At 74.1% G+C, this 22,462-nt stretch carries 23 protein-coding genes; 15 read left to right on the top strand and 8 right to left on the bottom strand.

All coding sequences use genetic code 11. The features are described 5' to 3' along the window. Window positions 1–102: 102 nt before the first annotated feature. From G3T38_RS12385 to G3T38_RS12370, 4 genes are read right to left on the bottom strand one after another with little or no spacing between them, the layout of a single operon-like run. Window positions 103–915, bottom strand: a complete 813-nt coding sequence (locus G3T38_RS12385; protein ID WP_163772626.1) for an HAD family hydrolase — start codon at window positions 913–915, stop codon at window positions 103–105. Between the two features lie 58 nt (window positions 916–973). Beyond that, window positions 974–1,318, bottom strand: coding sequence for a hypothetical protein (locus G3T38_RS12380; RefSeq protein WP_163772625.1), 345 nt, complete (start codon window positions 1,316–1,318; stop codon window positions 974–976). 38 nt (window positions 1,319–1,356) lie between these two features. After that, a complete protein-coding gene (locus G3T38_RS12375; RefSeq protein WP_163772624.1) occupies window positions 1,357–2,718 on the bottom strand; it encodes a hypothetical protein in 1,362 nt (453 codons plus the stop codon). Continuing rightward, window positions 2,718–3,323: a hypothetical protein gene (locus tag G3T38_RS12370; RefSeq protein ID WP_163772623.1), complete on the bottom strand. Its 606-nt coding sequence runs from the start codon at window positions 3,321–3,323 to the stop codon at window positions 2,718–2,720. Before G3T38_RS12370 ends, G3T38_RS12375 begins: the two co-directional genes overlap by 1 nt. Before the next feature lie 232 nt (window positions 3,324–3,555). Here G3T38_RS12370 and ssd point away from each other — a divergent pair, with 232 nt between their 5' ends. The 7 genes from ssd (at window position 3,556) to G3T38_RS12335 (ending at window position 8,682) form a co-directional block, all read left to right on the top strand. Beyond that, a complete protein-coding gene (ssd, locus tag G3T38_RS12365; protein WP_163772622.1) occupies window positions 3,556–4,734 on the top strand; it encodes a septum site-determining protein Ssd in 1,179 nt (392 codons plus the stop codon). A gap of 80 nt (window positions 4,735–4,814) precedes the next feature. Beyond that, entirely contained in the window at window positions 4,815–5,966 is a 1,152-nt protein-coding gene (locus G3T38_RS12360; protein WP_241728830.1) for a TadA family conjugal transfer-associated ATPase, read from the top strand. Next, window positions 5,963–6,793 carry a type II secretion system F family protein gene (locus tag G3T38_RS12355; protein ID WP_163772621.1) on the top strand — a complete coding sequence of 277 codons (831 nt, stop codon included), beginning with the start codon at window positions 5,963–5,965 and terminating at the stop codon, window positions 6,791–6,793. The genes G3T38_RS12360 and G3T38_RS12355 overlap by 4 nt, the downstream gene beginning before the upstream one ends. Continuing rightward, a complete protein-coding gene (locus tag G3T38_RS12350; RefSeq protein WP_338037621.1) occupies window positions 6,790–7,521 on the top strand; it encodes a type II secretion system F family protein in 732 nt (243 codons plus the stop codon). Before G3T38_RS12355 ends, G3T38_RS12350 begins: the two co-directional genes overlap by 4 nt. A gap of 137 nt (window positions 7,522–7,658) precedes the next feature. Further along, the gene (locus tag G3T38_RS12345) at window positions 7,659–7,883 is read left to right on the top strand and encodes a DUF4244 domain-containing protein (RefSeq protein WP_163772620.1); all 225 of its coding nucleotides are present in this window, start codon (window positions 7,659–7,661) and stop codon (window positions 7,881–7,883) included. An 83-nt stretch (window positions 7,884–7,966) separates the two neighbouring features. Next, window positions 7,967–8,293: a TadE family type IV pilus minor pilin gene (locus G3T38_RS12340; RefSeq protein ID WP_338037620.1), complete on the top strand. Its 327-nt coding sequence runs from the start codon at window positions 7,967–7,969 to the stop codon at window positions 8,291–8,293. Window positions 8,294–8,346: 53 nt separating this feature from the next. After that, a complete protein-coding gene (locus G3T38_RS12335) occupies window positions 8,347–8,682 on the top strand; it encodes an Rv3654c family TadE-like protein (RefSeq protein WP_338037619.1) in 336 nt (111 codons plus the stop codon). Here the strand turns inward: G3T38_RS12335 and G3T38_RS12330 are convergent. Continuing rightward, complete coding sequence (locus G3T38_RS12330) at window positions 8,598–11,018, bottom strand: DEAD/DEAH box helicase (RefSeq protein WP_163772617.1); 2,421 nt, start codon at window positions 11,016–11,018, stop codon at window positions 8,598–8,600. The genes G3T38_RS12335 and G3T38_RS12330 overlap by 85 nt on opposite strands. Before the next feature lie 178 nt (window positions 11,019–11,196). Here G3T38_RS12330 and G3T38_RS12325 point away from each other — a divergent pair, with 178 nt between their 5' ends. The 8 genes from G3T38_RS12325 to G3T38_RS12295 all read left to right on the top strand — a co-directional run bounded on the left by G3T38_RS12325 (window position 11,197) and on the right by G3T38_RS12295 (window position 18,324). Then, window positions 11,197–11,544: an STAS domain-containing protein gene (locus G3T38_RS12325; RefSeq protein WP_163772616.1), complete on the top strand. Its 348-nt coding sequence runs from the start codon at window positions 11,197–11,199 to the stop codon at window positions 11,542–11,544. Between the two features lie 121 nt (window positions 11,545–11,665). Next, the gene (locus tag G3T38_RS20925) at window positions 11,666–11,821 is read left to right on the top strand and encodes a hypothetical protein (RefSeq protein ID WP_174267947.1); all 156 of its coding nucleotides are present in this window, start codon (window positions 11,666–11,668) and stop codon (window positions 11,819–11,821) included. Between the two features lie 64 nt (window positions 11,822–11,885). Next, window positions 11,886–12,821 (top strand): NUDIX hydrolase, encoded by a 936-nt coding sequence (locus G3T38_RS12320; RefSeq protein WP_163772615.1) that lies wholly within the window; start codon window positions 11,886–11,888, stop codon window positions 12,819–12,821. 206 nt (window positions 12,822–13,027) lie between these two features. Then, the gene (gene pstS / locus G3T38_RS12315; protein ID WP_163772614.1) at window positions 13,028–14,149 is read left to right on the top strand and encodes a phosphate ABC transporter substrate-binding protein PstS; all 1,122 of its coding nucleotides are present in this window, start codon (window positions 13,028–13,030) and stop codon (window positions 14,147–14,149) included. 109 nt (window positions 14,150–14,258) lie between these two features. Then, window positions 14,259–15,230 carry a phosphate ABC transporter permease subunit PstC gene (pstC, locus tag G3T38_RS12310; protein ID WP_163772613.1) on the top strand — a complete coding sequence of 324 codons (972 nt, stop codon included), beginning with the start codon at window positions 14,259–14,261 and terminating at the stop codon, window positions 15,228–15,230. Further along, window positions 15,227–16,267 carry a phosphate ABC transporter permease PstA gene (gene pstA, locus G3T38_RS12305; protein WP_163772612.1) on the top strand — a complete coding sequence of 347 codons (1,041 nt, stop codon included), beginning with the start codon at window positions 15,227–15,229 and terminating at the stop codon, window positions 16,265–16,267. The genes pstC and pstA overlap by 4 nt, the downstream gene beginning before the upstream one ends. An 18-nt stretch (window positions 16,268–16,285) precedes the next feature. Continuing rightward, the gene (gene pstB, locus G3T38_RS12300) at window positions 16,286–17,065 is read left to right on the top strand and encodes a phosphate ABC transporter ATP-binding protein PstB (RefSeq protein WP_163772611.1); all 780 of its coding nucleotides are present in this window, start codon (window positions 16,286–16,288) and stop codon (window positions 17,063–17,065) included. Window positions 17,066–17,346: 281 nt separating this feature from the next. Further along, entirely contained in the window at window positions 17,347–18,324 is a 978-nt protein-coding gene (locus tag G3T38_RS12295) for a hypothetical protein (RefSeq protein ID WP_163772610.1), read from the top strand. A 146-nt stretch (window positions 18,325–18,470) separates the two neighbouring features. Here the strand turns inward: G3T38_RS12295 and G3T38_RS12290 are convergent, their stop codons facing one another. The 3 genes from G3T38_RS12290 to G3T38_RS12280 all read right to left on the bottom strand — a co-directional run bounded on the left by G3T38_RS12290 (window position 18,471) and on the right by G3T38_RS12280 (window position 22,438). Further along, the gene (locus tag G3T38_RS12290; protein WP_163772609.1) at window positions 18,471–19,493 is read right to left on the bottom strand and encodes an inorganic phosphate transporter; all 1,023 of its coding nucleotides are present in this window, start codon (window positions 19,491–19,493) and stop codon (window positions 18,471–18,473) included. Window positions 19,494–19,497: 4 nt separating this feature from the next. Beyond that, window positions 19,498–20,115 (bottom strand): DUF47 family protein, encoded by a 618-nt coding sequence (locus tag G3T38_RS12285; protein WP_163772608.1) that lies wholly within the window; start codon window positions 20,113–20,115, stop codon window positions 19,498–19,500. A 142-nt stretch (window positions 20,116–20,257) separates the two neighbouring features. Next, the gene (locus tag G3T38_RS12280; RefSeq protein WP_163772607.1) at window positions 20,258–22,438 is read right to left on the bottom strand and encodes an RNA degradosome polyphosphate kinase; all 2,181 of its coding nucleotides are present in this window, start codon (window positions 22,436–22,438) and stop codon (window positions 20,258–20,260) included. Window positions 22,439–22,462: the final 24 nt, after the last annotated feature.

Raw genomic sequence — 22,462 nt, 5'->3', positions numbered from 1 at the left:
TTCCGGTCCGGATCCGGGGTGCTGCGTGGCTCCCACTGTGCCTCTGTGACCTGGGTCACGCAAGGGTTCCTGGGCGGTAACTTCCGGCCTGACGGGATCCGCTCAGGCCGGCTGCCGGCGCTTGCGCACCTGGGTCCAGACCACGCCCGCCACCGTCAGCGCCCCGCCCACCGCGAGGGCCGCGAGCGTCGGCCCGGCCGGCGGCAGCTGGCTCCGCAGCGCCACGGGCTTCGTGAAGACGAGGACCGGCCACTCGTTCGCGAGCGCGACCTTGCGCAGCTCGCGGTCCGGGTTCACGGCGTACGGGTGACCCACCGCCTCCAGCATGGGCACGTCGGTGATCGAGTCGCTGTAGGCGTAGCTCGCGTCCAGGTCGTAGCCCCGCTCCTCGGCGAGGGCGCGCACGGCGTTGGCCTTCTCCTCGGCGTACGCGTAGTAGGCGATCTCCCCGGTGTACCGGCCCTCCTCCTCGACCAGCCGGGTCGCCACGACCCGGTCGGCACCGAGCATCGCGCCGATCGGCTCCACCACCTCGGAGCCCGAGGTCGAGACGATGACGACGTCGCGACCCGCGAGGCGGTGCTCCTCGATGAGGGTGACGGCCTCGTCGTACACCAACGGGTCGACCACGTTGTGGAGCGTGTCGGCGACGATCTCGCGCACCGTCGCGACGTCCCAGCCCGCGGTGAGCGCGGAGAGGAACTGCCGCATCTTCTCCATCTGGTCGTGGTCGGCGCCGCCGACGAGGTAGACGAACTGCGCGTACGCCGAGCGCAGCACCGCGCGCCGGGAGATGAGGCCGCCCGCCTGGAAGGGCTTCGAGAAGGCGAGCGTGCTCGACTTCGCGATGATCGTCTTGTCGAGGTCGAAGAACGCCGCGGTGCGGCCGCCCTGGGCTCCGGTGCGCTCCGGCATGGTCCCGAGGATAGCCGTCTCACCCGGTCGGAGGTGCCGCTCCCCGGTCGCCGGAGGGTCAGCGGTAGCGCTCGTGGAGCTCCGCACCCGAGGGTCGCGACCGGAACCCGACGTCGGTGGGCGCCACCACGCTGCCGTCGGGGAGCCGCCCCACGGCGTACACGGCGATCCGGCCCCCGTCCCGACCGAGCACCCGCCCGACGGCCGCGAGGGCCTGCTCGAAGGCAGCGGGACCGGTGACCGCGACGTGTCCGCGCAGGGATCCGCCACCGCTGGCGTCCGTGCGGAGCACGAGGTCGGAGTCGGTGACGCCCGGCAGGGCGCGCACGGCGCTGACGAGCTGCGCCTCGACCTGCGCGTCGCTGCGCCCGGAACCGCCCAGCAACCGCGTCATCCACCCCATCGGGCCATCCTCGCCGATCCGCGCGGTGGGCGGGACCCTCAGTCGGGGAGTCGCTCGACCGGTACGTCGACGGCGGTCGCCGCACCGCCCGGCCCGACGAGGAACGGCGCCATCGATCCCGACGCCTGGTAGGCGCGGAGCTCCGCCCCGAGGGGCGTGTCGGACGCGAGCGCGTCGTGCACGGAGCGGATGTAGGCCTCGTGGCTGTGGTTGGTGAGCACGTCGTTCCAGGCGCCGGGGCTCGGCAGGTCCACGTGCCGGCTCGTCGGGGTGGGGGACGTGCCGAGTCCCTCCAGGTCGGTGCGGGGGACCGGGTCGAGCGCGTGGCCCATCTGGAGCACGTCGACGCCGCGCACGTCCAGGTGGTCGATCGGGGCGCCGTAGGTGACCATGTTGGTCACGTTGAACCGCTCGCGGAAGGCGGGGTCGGTCGCCAGGTGGCCCGTGATCATGCCGCCCTGGGAGTGGCCCACGAGCAGCACGGGGGAGTCCGCCGGGATGCCGGCCCGCTCCATCGCGGCCCGCACGCTCTCGGCCGCCGCCGTCGGGTTGCCGGCCATGAGGTGCAGGTTGGCCGAGAGGTCGCGCGGCATGCTGCCCGCCGACGGGGTCCAGGTCTCGGTGCCGGGGACGTTGACGATGTACGCCGGGGGACCGGCCCCGTTGTCGACCCGCACGATGCGCACCTCGCCGTTGCTGCCCTCGGCCGTGCCGTTGGCGTAGGCGTCCGTGACCGACTGCATGATCGTGTCGAGGGAGCGCGGCTGCTCGAGGGCGGGGCGGTGGCTGAGCCCGGTGTCGGAGGTCGGCACGGCGACGGGGTCGCCCGCCGCGCCCCGGCCGCTCGCCAGCCAACGCTGGTCCACGCCGGTGCCGAGGTTCGCGCCGACCCCGAGCGCGGTGCCGAGCGTGCCGAGCGCGCTCGCCGCGATCGCGGACACGCTCCAGTCGCGCTGACCGGTGAGGACGTCGACGATCTTGCCCTGGAGGTCGGTCGCGGCCCCGAGGAAGCGTCCGAGAGCGACCCCGCCGGCCTGGAGGCGGTCGCCGATCCACGAGCCGATCCGGTCGAGGAGCCCCCGCTGCGTCGCTGCGCCCGGGGCGGTGGGGCCCGCGCCGCCCTCTCCCGTGCCGCCGGACGCGCGGTCCTGCTCGTCCGCCTCGGCCCGGAGCCGGAGGGCGAGCTCGGACAGGTGCTCGGCCACGAGCTCGAGGTGGGGACGCTGGGTGAACGACCACTCCGAGCGCACCCGTTCGGCGTCGGGGCCCCACCAGTCGAAGTCGGCGAGCGCGGCGTCGAGGCGCGCGGCGAGGGCGTCGATCTGCGCGGCCCCGCCCGTCAGGTCGTCCGCAGCGGCCAGGCCGGCCGCCGTGTCCATCCCGTGGGTGACGGTGCTCATCACGCGGCTCCCGTTGTGGCGAGGGCGCCGACGAGGTGGTCCAGCGCCCCCGCCACGTCCCACTGCAGGGTCGCCGCGAGCGCACCGGCGCGCTCCCGCAGCACCGTGGTCGTGCCGTCCGGGGCGGACGTCACCGCGTAGAGGTCCCGCGCGGTCAGCAGCCACGTGCGGAGCGCGAGGGCGTCCTCGGCGGCGGCCCCCACGTCTCCGCCCCCGGGGGTCCCGGGGGTCCCGGGGGTCTCGGCGGTCCCGGGGGTCTCGGCGGTCCCGCCCGCGCGGGCCGTGACCGTCACGGTGACGGCGTGCCGCACGAGGGCCGGCAGGATCGCCGCCTCCTCCGCGCTCACGGGCACACGCTCGGCAGCGCGGGTGACGGCCGGCGCGCTGCGCGCGACGCTGTCGGCGGGCAGCAGCGCGCGGACGGTGGGCCAGAGCCGGCTGACGGGGAACTCGCTGATGGTCGCGTCCGGCGAGCCCAGCGGGGTGTGGACGGAGCCGCGGCTGCCCACGATCACGAGGTCGCTGCGCGTCGTGCGCCGGCCCGTGGTGACCGCGATCCGGAGCGAGACGTGCGGGGGGAGCGCGGAGGACGGGACGTCGGGCACGGTTGCCGCCTTTCGACGGAGGGTCGGGGCCCGTGGGGAGCTGCGGGGCCAGGCAGCCCACGCTCCCTCCTCGGCCGCGCCTTGGGGAGGTGGAAGGTTCCGGGTCGTCCACCCGCTCCCCGGCCCGCTCCCCGGCCCGCTCCCCGTCCCCAGCCGATCCGCAGGGTGCGCTCGTCCCCAGGTCCACGCCGAGCGGTACGCCGCGGCCCGTCGCCGACGCATCGTCGGAGCCATGAGACGTCGTCGCCCCGGTCCGACCGCCCCCGACCTCCACGCCGCGCCGCCGCCCACGGGCCGTCCCGTGCTCGTGACCCGGTCCCCGGAGCTAGCGGCGCGGGTGGAGCGCCTGGCGGCCGGGTCGGGCACGAGCGTGCAGGCGACCGGAGACGCCGCCGAGGCGCTGGCCGCCTGGCGCCGGGCGCCCGTGGTGCTCGTGGGGGCGGACGTCGCGATCGAGCTCGCGGAGCGGTGCCCCGTCCGGCGCGCCGACGTGCACGTGGTCGCGAGCGGGGAGGTCGGGACCGCCGTGCTGCGGGCCGCTCTGGTGCTGGGGGCCGAGGGCGTCGTGGTGCTGCCCGACGGCGACGCGTGGGTGGGCGAGCTGCTCACCGCGCACGAGACGGCGCCGCACGTCGCCCGCACCGTCGCCGTGGCCGGGGCGAGCGGCGGGGCGGGTGCGACGACCCTGGCCTGCCTGCTGGGGGCCGTGTCCGCCGAGGAGGCACCGGCCCTGGTCGTGGACCTCGATCCGGCCGGCGCCGGCGTCGACCGGGTGCTCGGGCTGGAGGCGGCACCGGGGATCCGGTGGTCGGCGCTCGACGAGCTCGTCGGTCGCCTCAGCGGTCCGGCGCTGCGCGACGCGTTGCCCGGGCGGGGAGGTCTCCGGGTGCTCGCCTGGGACGACGCGGCCCGCCGTGCCGGTCGTGACCGGCCCGACCTGCCCGACCGGCCCGACCTGCCCGACCGGCCCGACCTGCCCGACCGGCCGCCGCCGCCGCGGCCGACGGTGCTGGCCGAGGTGCTCGCCGCCGGTGTGAAGGCGCACGCCACGGTCGTCGTCGACGTGGGGCGGCGCGACGACGCCGCGGTCGACGACGTGCTCGCGCGCAGCGACCTCGCCGTGGTGGTGGTGCCGGGCACGGCGCCCGGCCTCGTGGCGGCACGCCACCGAGTCGAGGCGCTCGGTGCCCGCGTCCCCGTGGGCGTCGTGCTCCGCGGGCGGGCGGCGGACGAGGTGGCGGTCGCGGGTGCCGTCGGCGTCCCCGTCGTCGCGCGCCTGCCCGAGCAGGCGCGCGCGGTCGAGGACGTCCACCTCGGCATCGGGGGGCTCCGCCCGTCGCGGGGCCTCGTGCGCGCCGCGCAGGACGTGCTCGCCCTGCTCCCCGAGCACGCCCCCCGGTGGGCGGCGTGACGGGCGGCGGGCTGGCCGGCGGGCTGACCGGCGGGCTGGTCGGCGGGGAGGCCGGCGGGGCGCGGTCGCCGGTCAGCGGCCTGGTGGACCTGGTGCGCGAGCGGCTCGCCGGTGAGGGCGGCGACGTCACGCCGGCGCGGGTGGCGGCGGCCCTGCGGGCCCACGGTCGCCCGGTCGGCGACGCGACGGTGCTGGCGGTGCACGAGGAGCTCCGCCGCGAGGTGCTGGGGGCGGGTCCGCTCGACCCGCTCCTCCTCCGTCCCGGGGTGTCCGACGTCCTGGTGAACGGCCCGACGGAGGTCTACGTCGACGTCGGCCGGGGGCTGGAGCTCACCGACGTGCGGTTCACCGACGAGGCGGCGGTGCGTCGGCTCGCCCAGCGGCTCGCGGCGCAGGCGGGTCGCCGGCTCGACGACGCCGTGCCCCACGTCGACGCCCGCCTCGCGGACGGCACGCGGTTCCACGCCGTGCTGGCGCCGGTCGCGCGGCCCGGCACCCTGGTCAGCCTGCGGGTCCCCCCGCGCGGCCGCTTCGGTCTCGAGGACCTCGAGGCCCGCGGTGCGGTCAGCGGTCCGGGAGCCCGGCTGCTCCGCCGCGTCGTGGCGCAGCGCCTCGCCTTCCTCGTCAGTGGCGGCACCGGCACGGGGAAGACGACCCTGCTCGGTGCGCTGCTCGGCCTGGTGCCCGCGGCAGAGCGGATCGTCGTCGTCGAGGACGCGAGCGAGCTGCGGCCGGCGCACCCCCACGTGGTGGCCCTCGAGGCGCGCCCGCCGAACGTCGAGGGCGCCGGCGAGGTCACGGTCCGCACGCTCGTGCGGCAGGCGCTCCGCATGCGGCCGGACCGCCTCGTCGTGGGCGAGGTGCGCGGCGGCGAGGTGGTCGACCTGCTGGCGGCGCTCAACACCGGTCACGAGGGCGGGTGCGGCACCATCCACGCCAACGGGGCCGGCGACGTCGTCGCCCGCATCGAGGCGCTCGCGCAGGCCGCGGGCCTCAGCCGCGCGGCGGCCCACGCGCAGGTCGCCGCCGCGCTCGACGTCGTGGTCCACGTGGCACGCGGTCGCGACGGCCGCCGTCGGCTCGCCCAGGTGGCCGTTCCCGTACGCCGCGACGACGGCCTCGTCGAGACCCGGGTCGCCGTCGCGTTCGACGCCGCCGGTCGCCTCGTCGAGCACGAGGGCGCCGAGCGGCTCGCGCTCCTGCTCGACCGCGCCCCGGGGGAGTCCTCGTGAGCGCCGCCCCCGGTGCGTCGAGCCTGCTGCTCGCCGCGCTGGCGGCGGCCCTGGCCGTGCTGGTCGCGTGGCGGCCGGAGCCCGCGACGGCGGTCCGGGAGCCGGGGCCGGCGCGAGCGGGCTCGGTCACGCCGAGGGGCGGCCGACGTGGCGCGCTCGTCGCGGCCGCCGCTGCCCTGGGCGCCACCGCGGCCGTGGTCGGCGGGATGCGGGCCGCTGCCTGGGCGCTGCTGGCCACCGGCGTGGCGCTGGGGGCGAGAGCGCTCGCGCGGCGCCGCCGCGAGGGCCGCGCGGCGGCCGCGAACCGGGAGCGGGTGGTCGGGCTCTGCGAGCTCCTGGCGGGCGAGCTGCGCGCCGGTCGCGCGCCGTCGGTGGCGCTCGCGGCCGCCGCCCGGGAGTGGCCCGCCGTCGACGTGGTGCGCCGCGCCGACGCCCTCGGGGCGGACACCGTCGCCGCGTGGCGGACGTTGGCCGCCACACCCGGGGCGGACGCCCTCGGCCTGGTCGCCGCGGCCTGGCAGGTCAGTGCGCGCACGGGGGCCGGGCTCGCCGACGCCCTCACGCGGGTCGCCCGCCTCGTGCGGGCGACCGAGGCGACCCGTCGGGTGGTGGCGTCCGAGCTCGCATCGGCCCGCGCCACGGCACGCCTCATGGCGGGGCTGCCGCTCGTGGCTCTCCTCATCGGTGGCACGACGGGTGGCAACCCGCTCCACTTCCTCCTCGTCACGCCCCTGGGTCTCGGCTGCCTGGCCGGTGGGCTGGCGTTCGGGGCCGCGGGCCTCCTCTGGATCGAGCGGATCGCCGACGACGTCCTGGAGGTCCGGTGAGCGGCGCGGACGGCCTCGTGCTGCTGGCAGCCGCGAGCGCCGCAGCGGCGATCGCCCTCGCCGTACCGCCGCAGGTCAGCGACCCGACCCCGGCCGAGCCGGCTCCGGCGACGCCGCGCGACGACCGGGTGCGGCGCCTGGCGCCGCTGTGGTGCGCCTCCGCGGCCCTCGGGGTCGGCACCTTCCTCGACGGGCCGCTCGCGTGGCCGGCGGCGGCAGCCGCCGCGGTGGGGCTGTGGGTGCTGCTGCGCCGGGCGGAGCCGGCGGAGGCGCGACGGCGGAGGGCGCGTCTCGCCCGTGAGCTCCCGGCCTTCGTCGAGCTGTTCGGAGCGGCCCTCGCGTCGGGCGCCGGGCCCGCCGCCGCCCTGGGCGCGGCGCGCTCGGCGCTGCCGGGCGCCGCGGCCGACGAGCTGGCGCCGGTCGCCGCCCGTCTGGAGCTCGGCCTCGACGCCGGGCTGGTGTGGACCCGGCTCGCCACCGACAGCCCCGGTCTGGCGCCGCTCGCCCGGGTCATGGCGCGCTCCCACGAGGCGGGCATGGTCGTCACCGACGCCGTCGCAGCGCTGGCCGAGGAGCTCGACGAGCAGGCCCGTGCCCGGGTCGAGGACCGGGCACGCGCCGTCGGCGTGCGTGCCGCCGTGCCGCTCGGGCTGTGCCTCCTGCCCGCGTTCCTGCTCCTCGGGATCGTCCCGCTCGTGGCTGCCGCTGTGGAGGGACTCCAGTGGTGACCCGCTGGCTCTCCCCAGGTGCGTCCGTGACGCCCGTCGTCCCCAGCCGGGTCGTCGGGCCGCCCGTGCAGCCCTCCGGCGCGGGAGGGTCGTCCCAGGTCGGCGGGACGGTCCCACCGACCGGAAGGGGGAGAACCATGCACGTCACGAGGATCCTGCGGCGCCGGGCCGGGCGACTGGTGGGCCGGTGCGCCGGCGGCACCCGGGACCAGCGGGGCATCACGACGGCGGAGTACGCCGTGGGCACCGCCGCCGGGGCCGGGCTCGCGGGCCTGGCCTACCAGCTGCTCACCGGCGGGCTCGGCAACCAGATGCTGACGTCGATGTTCGAGCACGTGCTCGGCCTGATCGGCATCGGCTGATGGGCGGGCGCCGACCCGCCCGGCGCGGCCGCGCCGTGCCGGCCCGTGTCACCGCGGGTCGGCGTCGCGACCAGCGCGGCGCGGTGACGGCCGAGACCGTCATGGTGCTCCCGCTGCTGGTGCTGCTCACCCTCGCGCTGACCTGGATGGTGGGGCTGGCGTTCGTGCAGGTCCAGGTCGTCGACGCGGCGCGCGAGGCCGCTCGCGCCGCGGCGCGGGACGACGGCACGGCCGCGAGCGTCGCCGCCGGCCGACGCGTGGCCCCGGAGGGCGCGACGGTGACCGTGGCGACCGGCGGGTCCGAGGTGACCGCGACGGTCCGGGTCCGGGTGCAGGGCCCCTCGGTCCTGGCCTGGGCGCCTGCGGTGCCCCTGAGCGCCACCGCGGTGGCGGCTCGGGAGGAGCGGTGAGGAGGTCGGGTCGCGCCCGTCGCGCCCGTCGCGGCCAACGGGGTGCGGCCACGGTGACCGCGCTCGCCCTGGTCGCGGTGCTGGGCGCGGTCGCGGTCGTCCTCGCGGTGGGGGCGGGGCTGTTCGTGGAGCACCGTCGGGCCCAGGCGGCCGCCGACCTGGCGGCGCTCGCCGGTGCCGGTGCCGTGGGGGACGGCGACCCGTGTGCGGCGGCGACCGCGACGGCGCGGCGCAACGGCGCCGAGCTGACCTCGTGCGAGGTGCTGGACCGCGACGTGCGGGTGGTGGTGGCGGTGCGCCGCAGCTATCCGGGCGGCCGGGAGGCCGTCGTCGAGGGCACGGCCCGAGCCGGTCCGGTGGGCTCCCCGGCCGCCGGAGGTGGAGCGTGACGCAGCAGCGCGTCGAGGAGGAGCAGCGCCGCGTGCTTGTCCAGCGGGTTGTTCTGGTTGCCGCACTTCGGGGACTGCACGCAGGACGGGCAGCCCTCCGCGCACTCGCAGTCCGCGATGGTCGCCCGGGTCGCGCGGAGCCAGTCGGGGGCGGCCTCGAAGCCGCGCTCGGCGAAGCCCGCCCCGCCGGGGTGGCCGTCGTGGACGAAGACCGTCAGTCTCCCGGTGTCGGGGTGCACGACGGTGGACACGCCGCCGATGTCCCACCGGTCGCAGGTGGCGAAGAGCGGCAGCAGGCCGATGGAGCAGTGCTCGGCCGCGTGGGCCGCCCCGGGGAGGTCGCCGACGTCCACCCCGCTGCCCTCGAGGTCGGCGAGCACGGAGGAGGGCACGGTCCACCAGACGGCGGCCGTGCGCAGGGAGCGCACGGGCAGGTCGAGGCCCTGCTCGCCGATCACCTCGCCGCCCGGCTCGCGGCGGCGGAGGTAGGCGACCACCTGGTGGCTGACGTCGACCGTCCCGAAGGCGAGGCGGCACCCGCCCCAGTCGACGCCGCGCTGCTCCTCGACGATCCGGATGTCGGTGACCTCGCGGGCCGAGGTGGAGTACGGCGGGTCCGCCCGTCGCAGCACCGCGACGTGCTCGTCGAGGTCGAGGCTCTCGACGAGCCAGGTCTCGCCGAGGTGCACGTAGACCGCCCCCTCGTGGGCCTCGCCGTGCGCCCGGGCGGCGTCGACCGTGCCGATGACGCGGCCACTGCCGGCCTCGACGAGCTGCACGGGCGACCCGCCGCTCGACCGCAGGTCGGCGAGGTCGCTGGCCCGACGGCGGTCGGTCCAGAAGTAGCCGGCCGGCCGGCGTCGGAGGAGGCCGGTCGCGAGGAGCTGGTCGAGGAGCACGGGGGCCGTGGGCCCGAACAGGCCGAGGTCGGCGTCGGTGAGGGGGTGGTCGGCGGCAGCCGCGCACAGGTGCGGGGCCAGCACGTAGGGGTTGTCGGGGTCGAAGACCGTCTGCTCGACCGGTGCGTCCAGGAGCGCTTCGGGGTGGGCGACGAGGTAGGTGTCGAGCGGGTCGTCCCGGGCGACGAGCAGCCCCAACGAGTCCTGCCGCGCCCGGCCCGCGCGACCCACCTGCTGCCACAGCGCCGCGCGGGTGCCGGGGAAGCCGACGACCAGCACCGCGTCGAGCCCGGCCACGTCGATGCCGAGCTCCAGGGCGTTCGTGGCCGCGAGGCCGAGGAGCTCGCCGGAGCGCAGGGCCCGCTCGATCTCGCGACGCTCCTCGGGCAGGTAGCCGCCGCGGTACGACGACACCCGCGCGGGCAGGGCCGGGTCCACGTCGGCGAGGTGCTCCCGCGCCGTGCGGGCCACCTGCTCGGCGCCCCGCCGGGAGCGCACGAAGGCGAGCGTGCGCACGCCGTCGACGACGAGGTCGGTGAGGAGGTCGGCCGCCTCGGAGCCCGCGGCGCGCCGCACGGGTGCTCCGTTCTCGCCCTGGTGGGACGTCAGAGGGGGCTGCCACATGCCGAGGGTGACGCTGCCCCGCGGGGACGCGTCCTCCGTGACCGGCGTGACCTCGAGCCCGGTCAGGCGGCGCGCGGTGTCGGCGGGCTCGGCCGCCGTGGCCGAGGCGAGCACGAAGGTGGGCTCGCTGCCATGGTGGGCCGCGATACGGCGCACGCGGCGCAGCACCTGCGCGACGTGGGCGCCGAACACCCCGCGGTAGTGGTGGCACTCGTCGACCACGACGAACCGCAGCCCCCGCCAGAACGCCGGCCAGCGCTGGTGGGCCGGCAGGAGGGAGTGGTGGAGCATGTCGGGGTTGGTGAGGACGTACTCGGCGTGGTCGCGGGTCCAGTCCCGCAGCTCCGGCGGGCTGTCCCCGTCGTGGGTGACCGCGCGCACGCCGGTGCCCAGGCGCTGCACGGCAGCGAGCTGGTCGGAGGCGAGCGCCTTGGTCGGCGCGACGTACAGGGTCGAGGCCCCTCGGGTGCCGCGCGACGTGCGCGCGTCCAGCAGCGTGGTGAGCGCCGGCAGCAGGTAGCCCATCGACTTGCCCGAGGCCGTGCCCGTCGCGAGCACGACGTGGGTCCCCGCGTGGGCGAGGTCCGCGGCGGCGCGTTGGTGGGCCCAGGGCGCGGCGACGCCCTCCGCGGCGTAACCGTCGCGCACCACCGGGTGCGCCCAGTCCGGCCACGCGGCGGTCACGGCCTCCCGTCGCGGCAGCACGCGCACGTGCCGCAGGCGTTCGGCGCGGCCGTGCGGGAAGGTCAGGCGCGCCAGCGACGCGGCGGGGGAGGAGCCGTCCTCCGCCTCGTGCTCGCCGTGACCGTCCATGACCCGGCAGTCTGGCAAGCACCACCGACGGTGCTCGCATCGGCGGGGCCGGGCACAGCGGTTCCGCCGTCCTCCTGCGGCTCCTCGGAGGAACATGGTTTGATAGGTCGGGCACCATCTCGGGTACGGTGCCCGGCAAGTGGCCCGATGCATGCACCCGCGTGCCTGAGGAGACGACGTGGACCTGACTCTTGCGACCAGCGAGGCCGATGGCAAGACCATCGTCGCCGTCGGTGGCGAGATCGACGTCTACACGGCGCCGCGCCTCCGCGACCGCATCACCGAGCTCGTCGCCGCCGGCACCTACGACCTCGTGATCGACATGGAGGGCGTCGAGTTCCTCGACTCGACCGGGCTGGGCGTCCTCGTCGGCGGCCTGAAGAAGGTGCGGGCCAACAACGGCTCCCTGCAGCTGATCTGCAGCCAGGACCGGCTCCTCAAGATCTTCCGGATCACGGGCCTCGCCAAGGTCTTCGTCATCCACGACTCGCTCGCGGCCGCGCTCGCGTCGGCCGACGCGTCCTGACCGCGTCCGCTCGCCCCCGGGTGACCGGGAGCACCGCGTTCCTTAACCTCCGCGGAGGTTTCCCCCCGGTAGCCGCGGGCACCGTCCTCCCCGTGTCCACGCGCGCGAGGGAGGAGAGCCCGTGAACGACCAGTTCGACGTGACTCTCGAGGACTCGGTGCTGCTGGGCGAGGTCGAGCTGACCACCAACCTGATGGTCGCGGCCAGCCGTTCCGAGCGGCACCTGACGACCGAGGAGATCGACCGCATCCTCGGCGTCGCTCCCGACGACGACTGAGTCACCCCCTCTCCACCGGTCGGCGCCCGTCCGGCTCGCCGGCGCGGGTGTGAGACTGGTGCGCATGTCGCGCCGCCTCCCCGGGTCCGTCTCCCGCGAGCAGCTGCCGCCCTCCGCCGAACCCGGCGCGGGGGAGACCGACCGCCCCACCGTGCGTGCCGCGGGTGCCGTCGTGACGCGGCCCGGCAAGGAGGTCCTGCTCGTCCACCGACCGCGGTACGACGACTGGTCCTTCCCCAAGGGCAAGGTCGACCGGGGGGAGCACGTCGTGGCGACGGCGGTGCGCGAGGTCGAGGAGGAGACCGGTCTCCGGGTCCGCCTGGGCGCGCCCCTGGCCGAGCAGCACTACCGCGTGGCCGGTCGCAACGGCCCGCGACGGAAGACCGTGTCGTACTGGTCCGCCCGCGTGGTCGGCGACGACGACGTGGTCGGCTACCGGCGCGGCGACGAGATCGACGAGGTCGCCTGGGTGCCGGTGCGCGAGGCCCGCGAGCGCCTGACCTATCCTCACGACGTCGCCACCCTCGACGAGGCGATGGCCCGACCGCGGCGTACGTCGACGCTCGTCGTCCTCCGCCACGGCACCGCCCGCTCGCGGGACCGGTGGCGCGCCGACGACCGGGTGCGACCCCTGCTGGCGGGTGGCCACGAGCAGGCGCGCCGCTGGGTGGCGCTGCTCGCGGCGTACGGCGTGGGCTCCGTCGTGACCTCCCCGAGCACGCGGTGCGTGCAGAGCGTGCAGCCTTTCCTCGACGCGCACGACCTCACGCCGCGGCTCGAGCCGGTGCTGAGCGAGGAGGACGCGAGCGCGCCCGGCGTGCGCCACCTCGTGACGCGCCTGCTCGACGAGCCCCGCACGGTCCTGTGCACCCACCGGCCGGTGCTGCCGCTCGTGCTGGAGGCGCTCGGGGTCGAGCCGGTCGTCCTCGAGAAGGGCGAGGCGCTGGTCGTGCACCACCGTCGCGGGCGGGTCGTGGCCACGGAGGTCACGGGCACGTAACGGGTGAGTGTGGTCCAGGTCATGCCGTCAAGGGCGCACCGGTCTAGTTCACCCGATGCTCACCGTCTGCCCGACGTCGCGTTCGCCGATGGGTCACCACCGTTCACTGCTCGTTCACTGACGCCGACGGATCCGTACACCAAGCCTCCTTACGTTCCCTGCGTCAGTTCGTTCAGTGAACCTCAGCAGACTTCAGGAGACCCGCAGTGAAGCGCACTTCCTTCCGGTACGTCGTGCCCGGTGTTGCCGCTCTGGCCCTCACCCTCTCGGCCTGCGGTGCCGGCAACGAGGGCAGCAGCTCCAACGGCTCCGGCAACAGCGACGCCCCCTCGGCCGCCTCCGGCCTGTCGGGCGAGCTCCGTGGCGCGGGCGCCACCTCGCAGGAGAAGGCGCAGGAGGCGTGGGCGACCGCGATCCAGGGCCTCAACGACGGCAACCTGACGGTCGACTACCAGGGCATCGGCTCGACCGACGGTCGTGGCCAGTTCATCGACGGCGCGACCTCCTTCGCCGGCTCGGACTCGTACCTCAAGGACGAGGAGCTGGAGTCGGCGCGCGAGCGCTGCAACGGCAACGTCATCGAGGTCCCGGCGTACGTCTCGCCGATCGCGATCGCGTTCAACCTGCCGGGCATCGACAGCCTCAACCTGAGCCCCGCGGTCATCGCGGACATCTTCAACAACAAGATCACGAAGTGGAACGACCCGGCGATCGTCGCCGACAACCAGGGTGTCGAGCTCCCGGACGCCGACATCTCGCCGGTGCACCGCTCGGACGACTCGGGCACGACGAAGAACTTCACGGACTACCTCGGCAAGGCCGCGCCGGACAACTGGTCCTACGAGGCCGAGGACGCGTTCCCCGTCTCCGGCGGCAAGTCGCAGGCGGCCGAGGGCACGTCGGGCGTCGTCGAGCTGATCACGAACACCGAGAACACGATCGGCTACGCCGACGAGAGCCAGATCGGTGACCTCGGCACGGTGTCCGTGGGCGTGGGCGACACGTTCAGCGCCCCGACCGCCGACGGTGCCGCCAAGGTCGTCGCCGTGTCGACCCGGGTCGAGGGCCGCGACGCCACCGACATGGCGACCGACGTCGACCGCACGACGACGGAGGAGGGCGCCTACCCGGTGATCCTGCTGTCCTACCTGATCGCGTGCGAGAACTACGACGACGACACCGAGGCCGCGAACGTGAAGGGCTACCTGTCCTACATCGTGTCGGACGAGGGCCAGCAGGCCGCTGCGGACGCCGCCGGCTCGGCGCCGCTCTCGGACGAGGTCGCGACCGAGGCCCAGGGGATCGTCGAGAACATCTCCGCCGGCTGATCCGACCAGCTCCTGATCCGGGCTCCCGGGGGTGTGACGCCGTCACACCCCCGGGCGCGTGCCCGGACCACTGCACCGATTCTCACGTCGCCCGGAGGAGACCTCGCCCGTGAGCACCACCCTGACCACCAAGGAAGCGCCAGCCGGCGGTGACCCGTCGCCGTCCTGGATCTCCGAGCGCTCGGGCCGCGGCGACGCGATCTTCAAGGGCCTCACGATCGCCGCTGCCGCGCTCATCCTCCTGGCCCTGGCCAGCGTCTTCATCTTCCTGTTCACCCAGGGCTTCGCGGGCTTCACGCAGCCGGCCGAGGTGTACTCGAAGTACGGCTCCAGCTTCTGGGGTTACGTGTGGCCGCTGCTGGCCAGCACGATCGTGGCCTCGCTCATCGCGCTGATCATCGCGGTGCCGCTGGCGATCGGCATCGCGCTCGTCATCACGCAGTACGCCCCGTCGTGGCTCAGCACGCCCGTGGCGTACGTGATCGACCTGCTCGCCGCCGTGCCCTCCGTCGTGTACGGCCTCTGGGCCGGCATCTACTTGGCGCCGAAGCTCGTGCCGATCTACGAGTGGCTCCACGAGCACCTCGGCTTCATCCCGCTCTTCGGCGACGTCGTCAGCAGCGGCCGCTCGATCTCGACCGCCGGCCTCGTGCTCGCGATCATGATCCTGCCGATCATCACGGCGATCAGCCGCGAGGTCTTCTCCCGCACCCCGCGGCTCCACCGCGAGGCCGCCCTCGCCCTGGGGGCCACCCGGTGGGAGATGATCCGGATGACGGTCTTCCCCTACGGCCGCTCGGGCGTCATCTCCGCCGTCATGCTCGGCCTCGGTCGCGCCCTCGGCGAGACGATGGCGGTCGTGATGGTGCTGTCGCCCGGCACGCTCTTCACCTTCAACCTGTTCAGCGGCTCGAACACTCCCTCCATCGCGGCCAACATCGCGCTGCGCTACAAGGAGCGGTCGGAGGGCACCCTCGAGGTGCTCATCGCCACGGGTCTCGTGCTCTTCCTGCTGACGTTCGCCATCAACTTCGCGGCCCGGTGGGCCGTGGCTCGCAGCGAGAGGAAGCTTGCCGGATGAGCATCCAGTCCCCGCCCGCGTCGTCCCCGACGCTCACCCACGCGCGCCTGCCCCGGCAGGCGCCGCTGATGGTGGGCGCCGTGGCCGTGGCCGTCACCGCCATCGGCCTGGTGCTCGGCCTCGGGAGCGTCGCCGCCGTGCTCATCGGCGCGCTGGTGTTCCTCGTCGTGCTGCCCGTGTGGTCGCTCGCCGTCGAGAACCGGCGCTCCGCGACGGACCGCATGATGACCGGCCTGATCTGGGCGACCTTCTTCGTGGCCCTCGCGCCTCTGGTCAGCCTGGTGTGGACCGTCGTCGCCGAGGGCTCGCAGGCGCTCAGCGGCACGTTCTTCACCTACAGCTTCTACCGCACGTCGCTGGACCAGCCCGTCGGCGTCTACCACGCGATCATGGGCACGCTCGTCATCACCGGCGTCGCCGCGCTGATCTCGGTGCCCGTCGGCATCCTCACGGCGATCTACCTCATCGAGTACGGCAAGAAGAACACCTTCTCCCGCGTCGTCACGTTCCTCGTCGACGTGATGACCGGCATCCCGTCGATCGTCGCCGGCCTCTTCGCCTTCGCGCTCTTCACCCTCATCTTCGGACCGGGCCACCAGTCGGGCCTGGGCGGCGCGGTCGCGCTGTCGCTCCTGATGATCCCGACGGTGGTGCGCGCGACCGAGGAGATGCTGCGTCTGGTCCCGGACGACCTGCGCGAGGCGGCGTACGCCCTCGGCACCCCGCGGTGGCGCACGATCGTGCGCGTCGTGCTGCCGACCTCGGTCGGTGGCATCATCGCCGGTGTCACGCTCGCCGTGGCCCGTGTGATCGGTGAGACGGCGCCGCTGCTGCTCATCGCCGGCATCGTGCAGCGCACCAACTTCAACCCGTTCGACGGGAGCATGACCACCCTGCCCGTGCTGATCTTCTCGGAGCGCAACAAGGGCAACATCGAGATCGTCTGGGGAGCTGCGCTGGTGCTGATGGTGCTGGTCATGCTGCTCAACGTGATCGCTCGCGTACTCGGCAAGATTCTGGCGCCCAAGCAGGGCTGAGAGGGAACTCCCACCACCATGGCTAAGAGCATCGACGTCTCCGACCTCGACATCTACTACGGCGACTTCCTCGCCGTGCAGGGTGTCAACATGACCATCCGGGCGCGTTCGGTCACCGCCTTCATCGGCCCCTCCGGTTGCGGCAAGTCGACCTTCCTCCGCTCGCTCAACCGCATGCACGAGGTCATCCCCGGCGCTCGCGTCGAGGGCAAGGTGTCCGTCGACGGGCAGTCGCTCTACGACGCCAACGTCGACCCGGTGGCCGTGCGCCGTCAGATCGGCATGGTCTTCCAGCGCCCGAACCCGTTCCCGACGATGTCGATCTACGACAACGTGCTGGCCGGCAACCGCCTCAACAGCAAGCGCATGAAGAAGAGCGAGGCCGACGCGATCGTCGAGCGCTCCCTCAAGGGCGCCAACCTGTGGGGCGAGGTCAAGGACCGCCTCGGCAAGCCCGGCATGGGCCTGTCCGGCGGTCAGCAGCAGCGCCTCTGCATCGCCCGGGCCATCGCGGTCGAGCCGCAGGTCCTCCTGATGGACGAGCCCTGCTCGGCCCTCGACCCGATCTCGACCTCGGCGATCGAGGACCTCATCCACGAGCTGAAGACCCAGTTCACGATCGTCATCGTCACGCACAACATGCAGCAGGCGGCCCGCGTGTCCGACGAGACGGGCTTCTTCAACCTCAAGGGGGCCGGCCAGCCCGGCCACCTGGTCGAGTTCAACTCGACCGAGAAGATGTTCGCTAACCCGGACAACGACGCGACCGAGGCCTACATCTCGGGTCGCTTCGGCTGATCCGCCGCCCGAGGGCCCGGCCCGCCACGCACGTCGTGGTCGGCCGGGCCTTCGTGCTTCTCCCTCGCGGATGTCATGCGATCCGGTGGCCGGGGTGGCCGCCGTGCATGACGTCCCGGGGAACCCCTTGCGGACGTCATGCGATCCGGTGGCCGGGGCGGCCGCCGCGCATGACGTCCGGCGGGCCCGTCTGCGGTCCACAGGTCCGGACCCCGACGGACCTGTGCACAGGCGGCCCCGGCGGGCGGCCGCGGAGCAGTACCGCCGCCGAGGATGCCGCCATGCCCCTCACCCCCGCACAGCGTCAGGCAGCACGATCGGTCCGAGCAGCGGCGCGCGTCCGCGCGCTCGAGGTCGCCTCCGGTCAGGAGGGAGTGCTCAGCCTGCGGCAGCTGTACGGCGCAGGCGTCACCCGCGCGCAGCTGCGCGCCGAGCTGGCCGGGGAGCGCTGGCGGCGGCGGGGATCGCAGTGCGTCATCGTGCACACGGGCCCGCTGCCGCGCGCCGCGGAGCTGTGGGCTGCGGTGCTCGGCGCCGGGCCGCGTGCGTACCTCGACGGCGTCGCTGCGCTGGAGGTAGCCGGTCTCCGTCGGTTCGCGGGCGGCGACATTCGCGTCAGCGTGCCGCGGGGAGCCCGGGTGCGCCGGGCCCGGGGCGTCGCGGTGCGCCAGACCCGCCGGTTCGATCCGGCAGACGTGGTCGGCACGGGGATCCCCCGCAGCCGTCCCGAGGTCGCTGCCGTGCGCGGCGCGCTCTGGGCGGACAGCGACCGTCAGGCGACGCTGCTCCTCACGATGAGCGTGCAGCAGGGAGTCACGACGACGGAGCGCATCGCGACCGAGCTCCTACGGATCCGGCGTGACCGTCGGCGCCGGTTGGTCGGCACCGTCCTCCTGGAGCTCGCTGGCGGAGCGGAGTCGCTCGGCGAGATCGACGTGGCCCGCGAGTGTCGGCGGCGGGGGCTGCCGGAGCCGACGCGGCAGTCACGTCGCCGTGCCCGCGACGGCAGCTACTTCCTCGACGTCTGGTGGGAGGGGTACGGCCTCGTGGTGGAGATCGACGGCATCCACCACGCGTGGGCGGAGAACGTCGTCGCCGACGCGATCCGTCACAACGCGGTGACGTTGTCCGGCGCCGACACCGTGCTCCGGCTGCCGCTGTTGGGACTGCGCTTCGCTGCGGACGCGTTCTTCGACCAGATCGAGGCGGGCCTGCGCCGTGGCGGCTGGTGCCGCGACGTACCTGCGGCGGCAGCCTGACATGCGTGGGACGTCATGCGTGCCGCTGCCCCCCGGCGCCGAAGTGCATGACGTCCGGGAGCGGCCACACCGCATCGCGCGGGACGTCATGCGTCCCGCTGCCTGGGGCCACCGAGGCGCATGACGTCCGGGAGCGGGTCAGGAGGTCAGGGAGCGACCTCGAACAGCACGTGGGCGACCCAGTAGCCGGCGGCGCCGACGAGGCCGGCGGCGGGGAAGGTGAGCACCCACGCGGCGACGATCGACTTCGCGACGCCCCAGCGCACGGCCGAGAACCGCTTCGTCGCGCCGGCGCCCATGACGGCGGAGGTGATGGTGTGCGTCGTGGAGATGGGGGCCTCGAACACGAACGCGGTCGTGTAGAGCACGCCGGCCGCGACGGTCTCCGACGCGAAGCCGCGGGCGGGGTCGAGGTCGATGATGCGGCGGCCGAGCGTGCGCATGATGCGCCAGCCGCCGGCGTACGTGCCCAGCGAGATCGCCGCGGCGGCCGCGAAGATCACCCAGAACGGGAGGCCGTCGGACTGGGCGGCGAAGCCGCCGGTGACGAGCGCCAGGAAGATCACGCCCATCGTCTTCTGGGCGTCCTGGAGGCCGTGGCCGAGGGCCATCGCGGCGGCCGAGATGGTCTGCGCGACCCGGAACCCGCGCTGCGTCGGCCCCGGCTTGCGGCGGCGGAAGATCCACATGATCGCCAGCATCACGAGGAACGCCGCGGCGAAGCCGAAGAGCGGTGAGGCGATCATCGGGATGACGACCTTCTCGACGATGACGTCCCACTTCACGCCCGCGCCGCCGGCGATGGCGGCACCGACGAGACCGCCGATGAGGGCGTGGGACGAGGAGGAGGGGAGGCCGAAGTACCAGGTGACGAGGTTCCAGGTGATCGCGCCGAGGAGGCCCGCGAGCACGATCACCAGGCCGTGCACCGCGGCTGAGGTCGTCGTCGGGTCGGGGATCGTGATCACCGACGCGACGGTGTTGGCGATCTCCTGCCCGAGGAACGCTCCGACGAAGTTCATGACGGCGGCCATGCCGAGCGCCACGCGCGGCGTCAGCGCCCGGGTGGAGACCGACGTCGCGATCGCGTTGGCCGCGTCGTGGAAGCCGTTCGTGTAGTCGAAGACCAGCGCGACGACGACCACCACGATGACGATGGTGAGCTCCACGTCGTCAGGACTCCTTGACCGCGATCTGCTCCACGGTGTTCGCCACGGTCTCGAAGGCGTCGACGGCACGCTCGAGCGCCTCGACGATGTCCTTCAGCTTGAGCACCTCGAGCGCCTTGTAGTTGCCGCTGAACAGGTTCGCGAGCGTGCGGCGGTGGTTCTTGTCGCCGGCGTTCTCGAGGCGGTTGATCTCGATCCAGTACTCCGAGAGGTCCTGCATCGTGCGCAGGCGCGGCATGGCCTCGGCGGTCAGCTCGGCGCAGCGCTGCAGCACCTCGACCTGGGCGCCGAGCTCCGCGGGCAGCGACTTCACCTCGTAGAGCAGGATCATGTCGACGACCTCGTCCATCTCGTCCATGACGTCGTCGAGCCCTGACGCCAGGCCGTAGATGTCCTCGCGGTCGAACGGCGTGATGAACGTGCTGTTCACCTTCCGCACGATCTCGTGGGTGGTCTCGTCGGCCGCATGCTCGGCATCCCGCATGCGCCGGGCCACGTCCTCGTGGTCGGCGCCATCGGCGAGCATCTCGGCGAGGAGGCCGGCTCCGACGGTCAGGTGCTGGGCCTGCTGGGCGAAGAGGTCGAAGAACGCACCCTCGACCGGGCGAAAACGAAAAGCCACGACTTCTCCTGCTGGATGGGAACCGGCCGCCCCATGCTAGGGGCACGTCACTCCGGCGTCACAAACCGCGGGGGGTCGCACGCGCGTTCCCCCGGTACGACGCGGGGCGAGCCCGCGCCGTACCGGCATGTCCGAAGGGCTGTCAGGCCCGGCGGCGGCGCTGACGGTCCACGAGCGTCTCCTGCAGGTGCACCGACCCGGCGTTGCGGTTCCAGACGCCGTCGGCGTCGAGCTCCCACGCGTCGGTGTCGGGGTCGAAGGCGAGGTCGAGCAGGCCCTCGACGCGGGTGCCGAGCGCGGCCGGCAGGCGCACCAGCACCTCGACGCGCCGGTCGAGGTTGCGGTGCATCATGTCGGCCGAACCGATCCAGGCCTGGGGCTCGCCGCCGCCGGCGAACGTGAAGACGCGGCTGTGCTCGAGGAACCGGCCCAGCACGGAGCGCACCGTGATGGTCTCGGACAGGCCGGGCACCCCGGGCCGGAGCGCGCAGATGCCCCGCACGAGCAGCTCGACGGGAACGCCCTCCTGCGACGCCAGGTAGAGCGCGTCGATGATCGCCTCGTCGACGACGGAGTTCGCCTTGAGGCGGATCCGCGCGGGGCGCCCCGCCTGGTGGTGGGCGATCTCGGCGTGGATCTGCTCGACGAGGCCGGTGCGGACGGAGTCGGGGGCGACGAGGAGCTCGTCGTAGGACGCGTTGCGCGAGAAGCCGGAAAGGTTGTTGAACAGGTGGGCGACGTCCTCGCCGATGCGCGGGTCGGCAGTGAGCAGGCCGAGGTCCTCGTAGAGCCGCGCCGTCTTCGGGTTGTAGTTGCCCGTGCCGATGTGGGTGTAGCGACGGATGCCGTCGGGCTCGTCGCGCACCACGAGCGAGAGCTTGCAGTGGGTCTTGAGGCCGACGAGCCCGTAGACGACGTGGCAGCCCGCGTGCTCCAGCTTGCGGGCCCACCGGATGTTGTTGGTCTCGTCGAACCGCGCCTTGATCTCGACGATGACGAGCACCTGCTTGCCGGCCTCCGCCGCGTCGATGAGGGCGTCGATGATCGGGGAGTCGCCGGACGTGCGGTAGAGCGTCTGCTTGATGGCCAGCACGTGCGGGTCGGCGGCCGCCTGCTCGAGGAAGCGCTGCACCGAGGTGGCGAACGAGTCGTAGGGGTGGTGCAGGAGCACGTCGTTGCGGCGCACCGCCTTGAAGACGTCCACCGGCGAGCTCGACTCGACCTCCGCCAGGAGCGTGTGGGTCGTGGGCACGAAGGCCCGGTACTTCAGGTCCTCGCGGTCGAGGTCGGCGATGTCGTTGAGCCCGCGGAGGTCGAGCGGCCCGGTCAGCCGGAAGACCTCCTCCTCCCGCACCCCCAGCTCCGACATGAGCAGCTCGAGCACGGCGGGGTCGATGGACTCCTCGACCTCCAGGCGCACCGCGGGGCCGAAGCGACGGCGGAGCAGCTCCTTCTCCAGCGCGGCCAGCAGGTTCTCCGCGTCGTCCTCCTCCACCTCGAGGTCCTCGTTGCGGGTCACGCGGAACGTGTGGACCTGCAGCACCTCCATGCCGGGGAAGAGCCGCTTGAGGTGCTCGCGGATCACGTCCTCCAACGGCACGAACCGCTGGTTGCCCACCGCCACGAAGCGGTCGAAGATCGGCGGGACCTTCACCCGCGCGAACTGCTCCTTGCCCGACTTCGGGTTGCGCACCAGGACGGCGAGGTTGAGGGACAGGCCCGAGATGTAGGGGAACGGGTGCGCCGGGTCGACCGCGAGCGGGGTCAGCACGGGGAACACGCGGTCACGGAACAGCCGCTTGCAGTGCTTCTGCTCCTCGCGGTCGAGGTCCTCCCACCGCACCAGCTGGATGCCCTCCGCCTCGAGCGCCGGCGTGATGTCCTCCCGGAAGACGCGCGCGTGCCGCTCCATCAGCTCGCTGGTCGTCGCCCAGATCTCCTTCAGCACCTCGCGCGGGAGCAGGCCCGACGCGGCGCGCACCGCCACGCCCGCGGCGATCCGCCGCTTGAGACCGGCGACGCGCACCATGAAGAACTCGTCGAGGTTGCTCGCGAAGATGGCGAGGAAGCGCGCCCGCTCGAGCAGCGGCAGCGACGGGTCCTCCGCCAGCTCCAGCACCCGCTGGTTGAACTTCAGCCACGAGACCTCGCGGTCGAGGAAGCGGTCACCGTGCTCCTCGACGGCGGCGAGGGCCTCGGGGTCGGGCGTGTAGGGCGGGTCCACGTCGAACGTGTCACCGCCCACGGCGGCCAGAGCAGCCTCGGGCGGTCCGTCGTCGAGGGAGCCGGAGACGTGGGCTGCGAGGGCGGACGGGTCGGTCATGTCGATGATCCTCCCACTGCCGGG

The sequence above is a fragment of the Nocardioides zeae genome, from assembly GCF_010686755.1.
GTDB classification, from domain to species: domain Bacteria; phylum Actinomycetota; class Actinomycetes; order Propionibacteriales; family Nocardioidaceae; genus Nocardioides; species Nocardioides zeae.
Note: the sequence above shows the minus strand (reverse complement) of the source record. Positions and strands in the feature narration are given on the sequence as shown.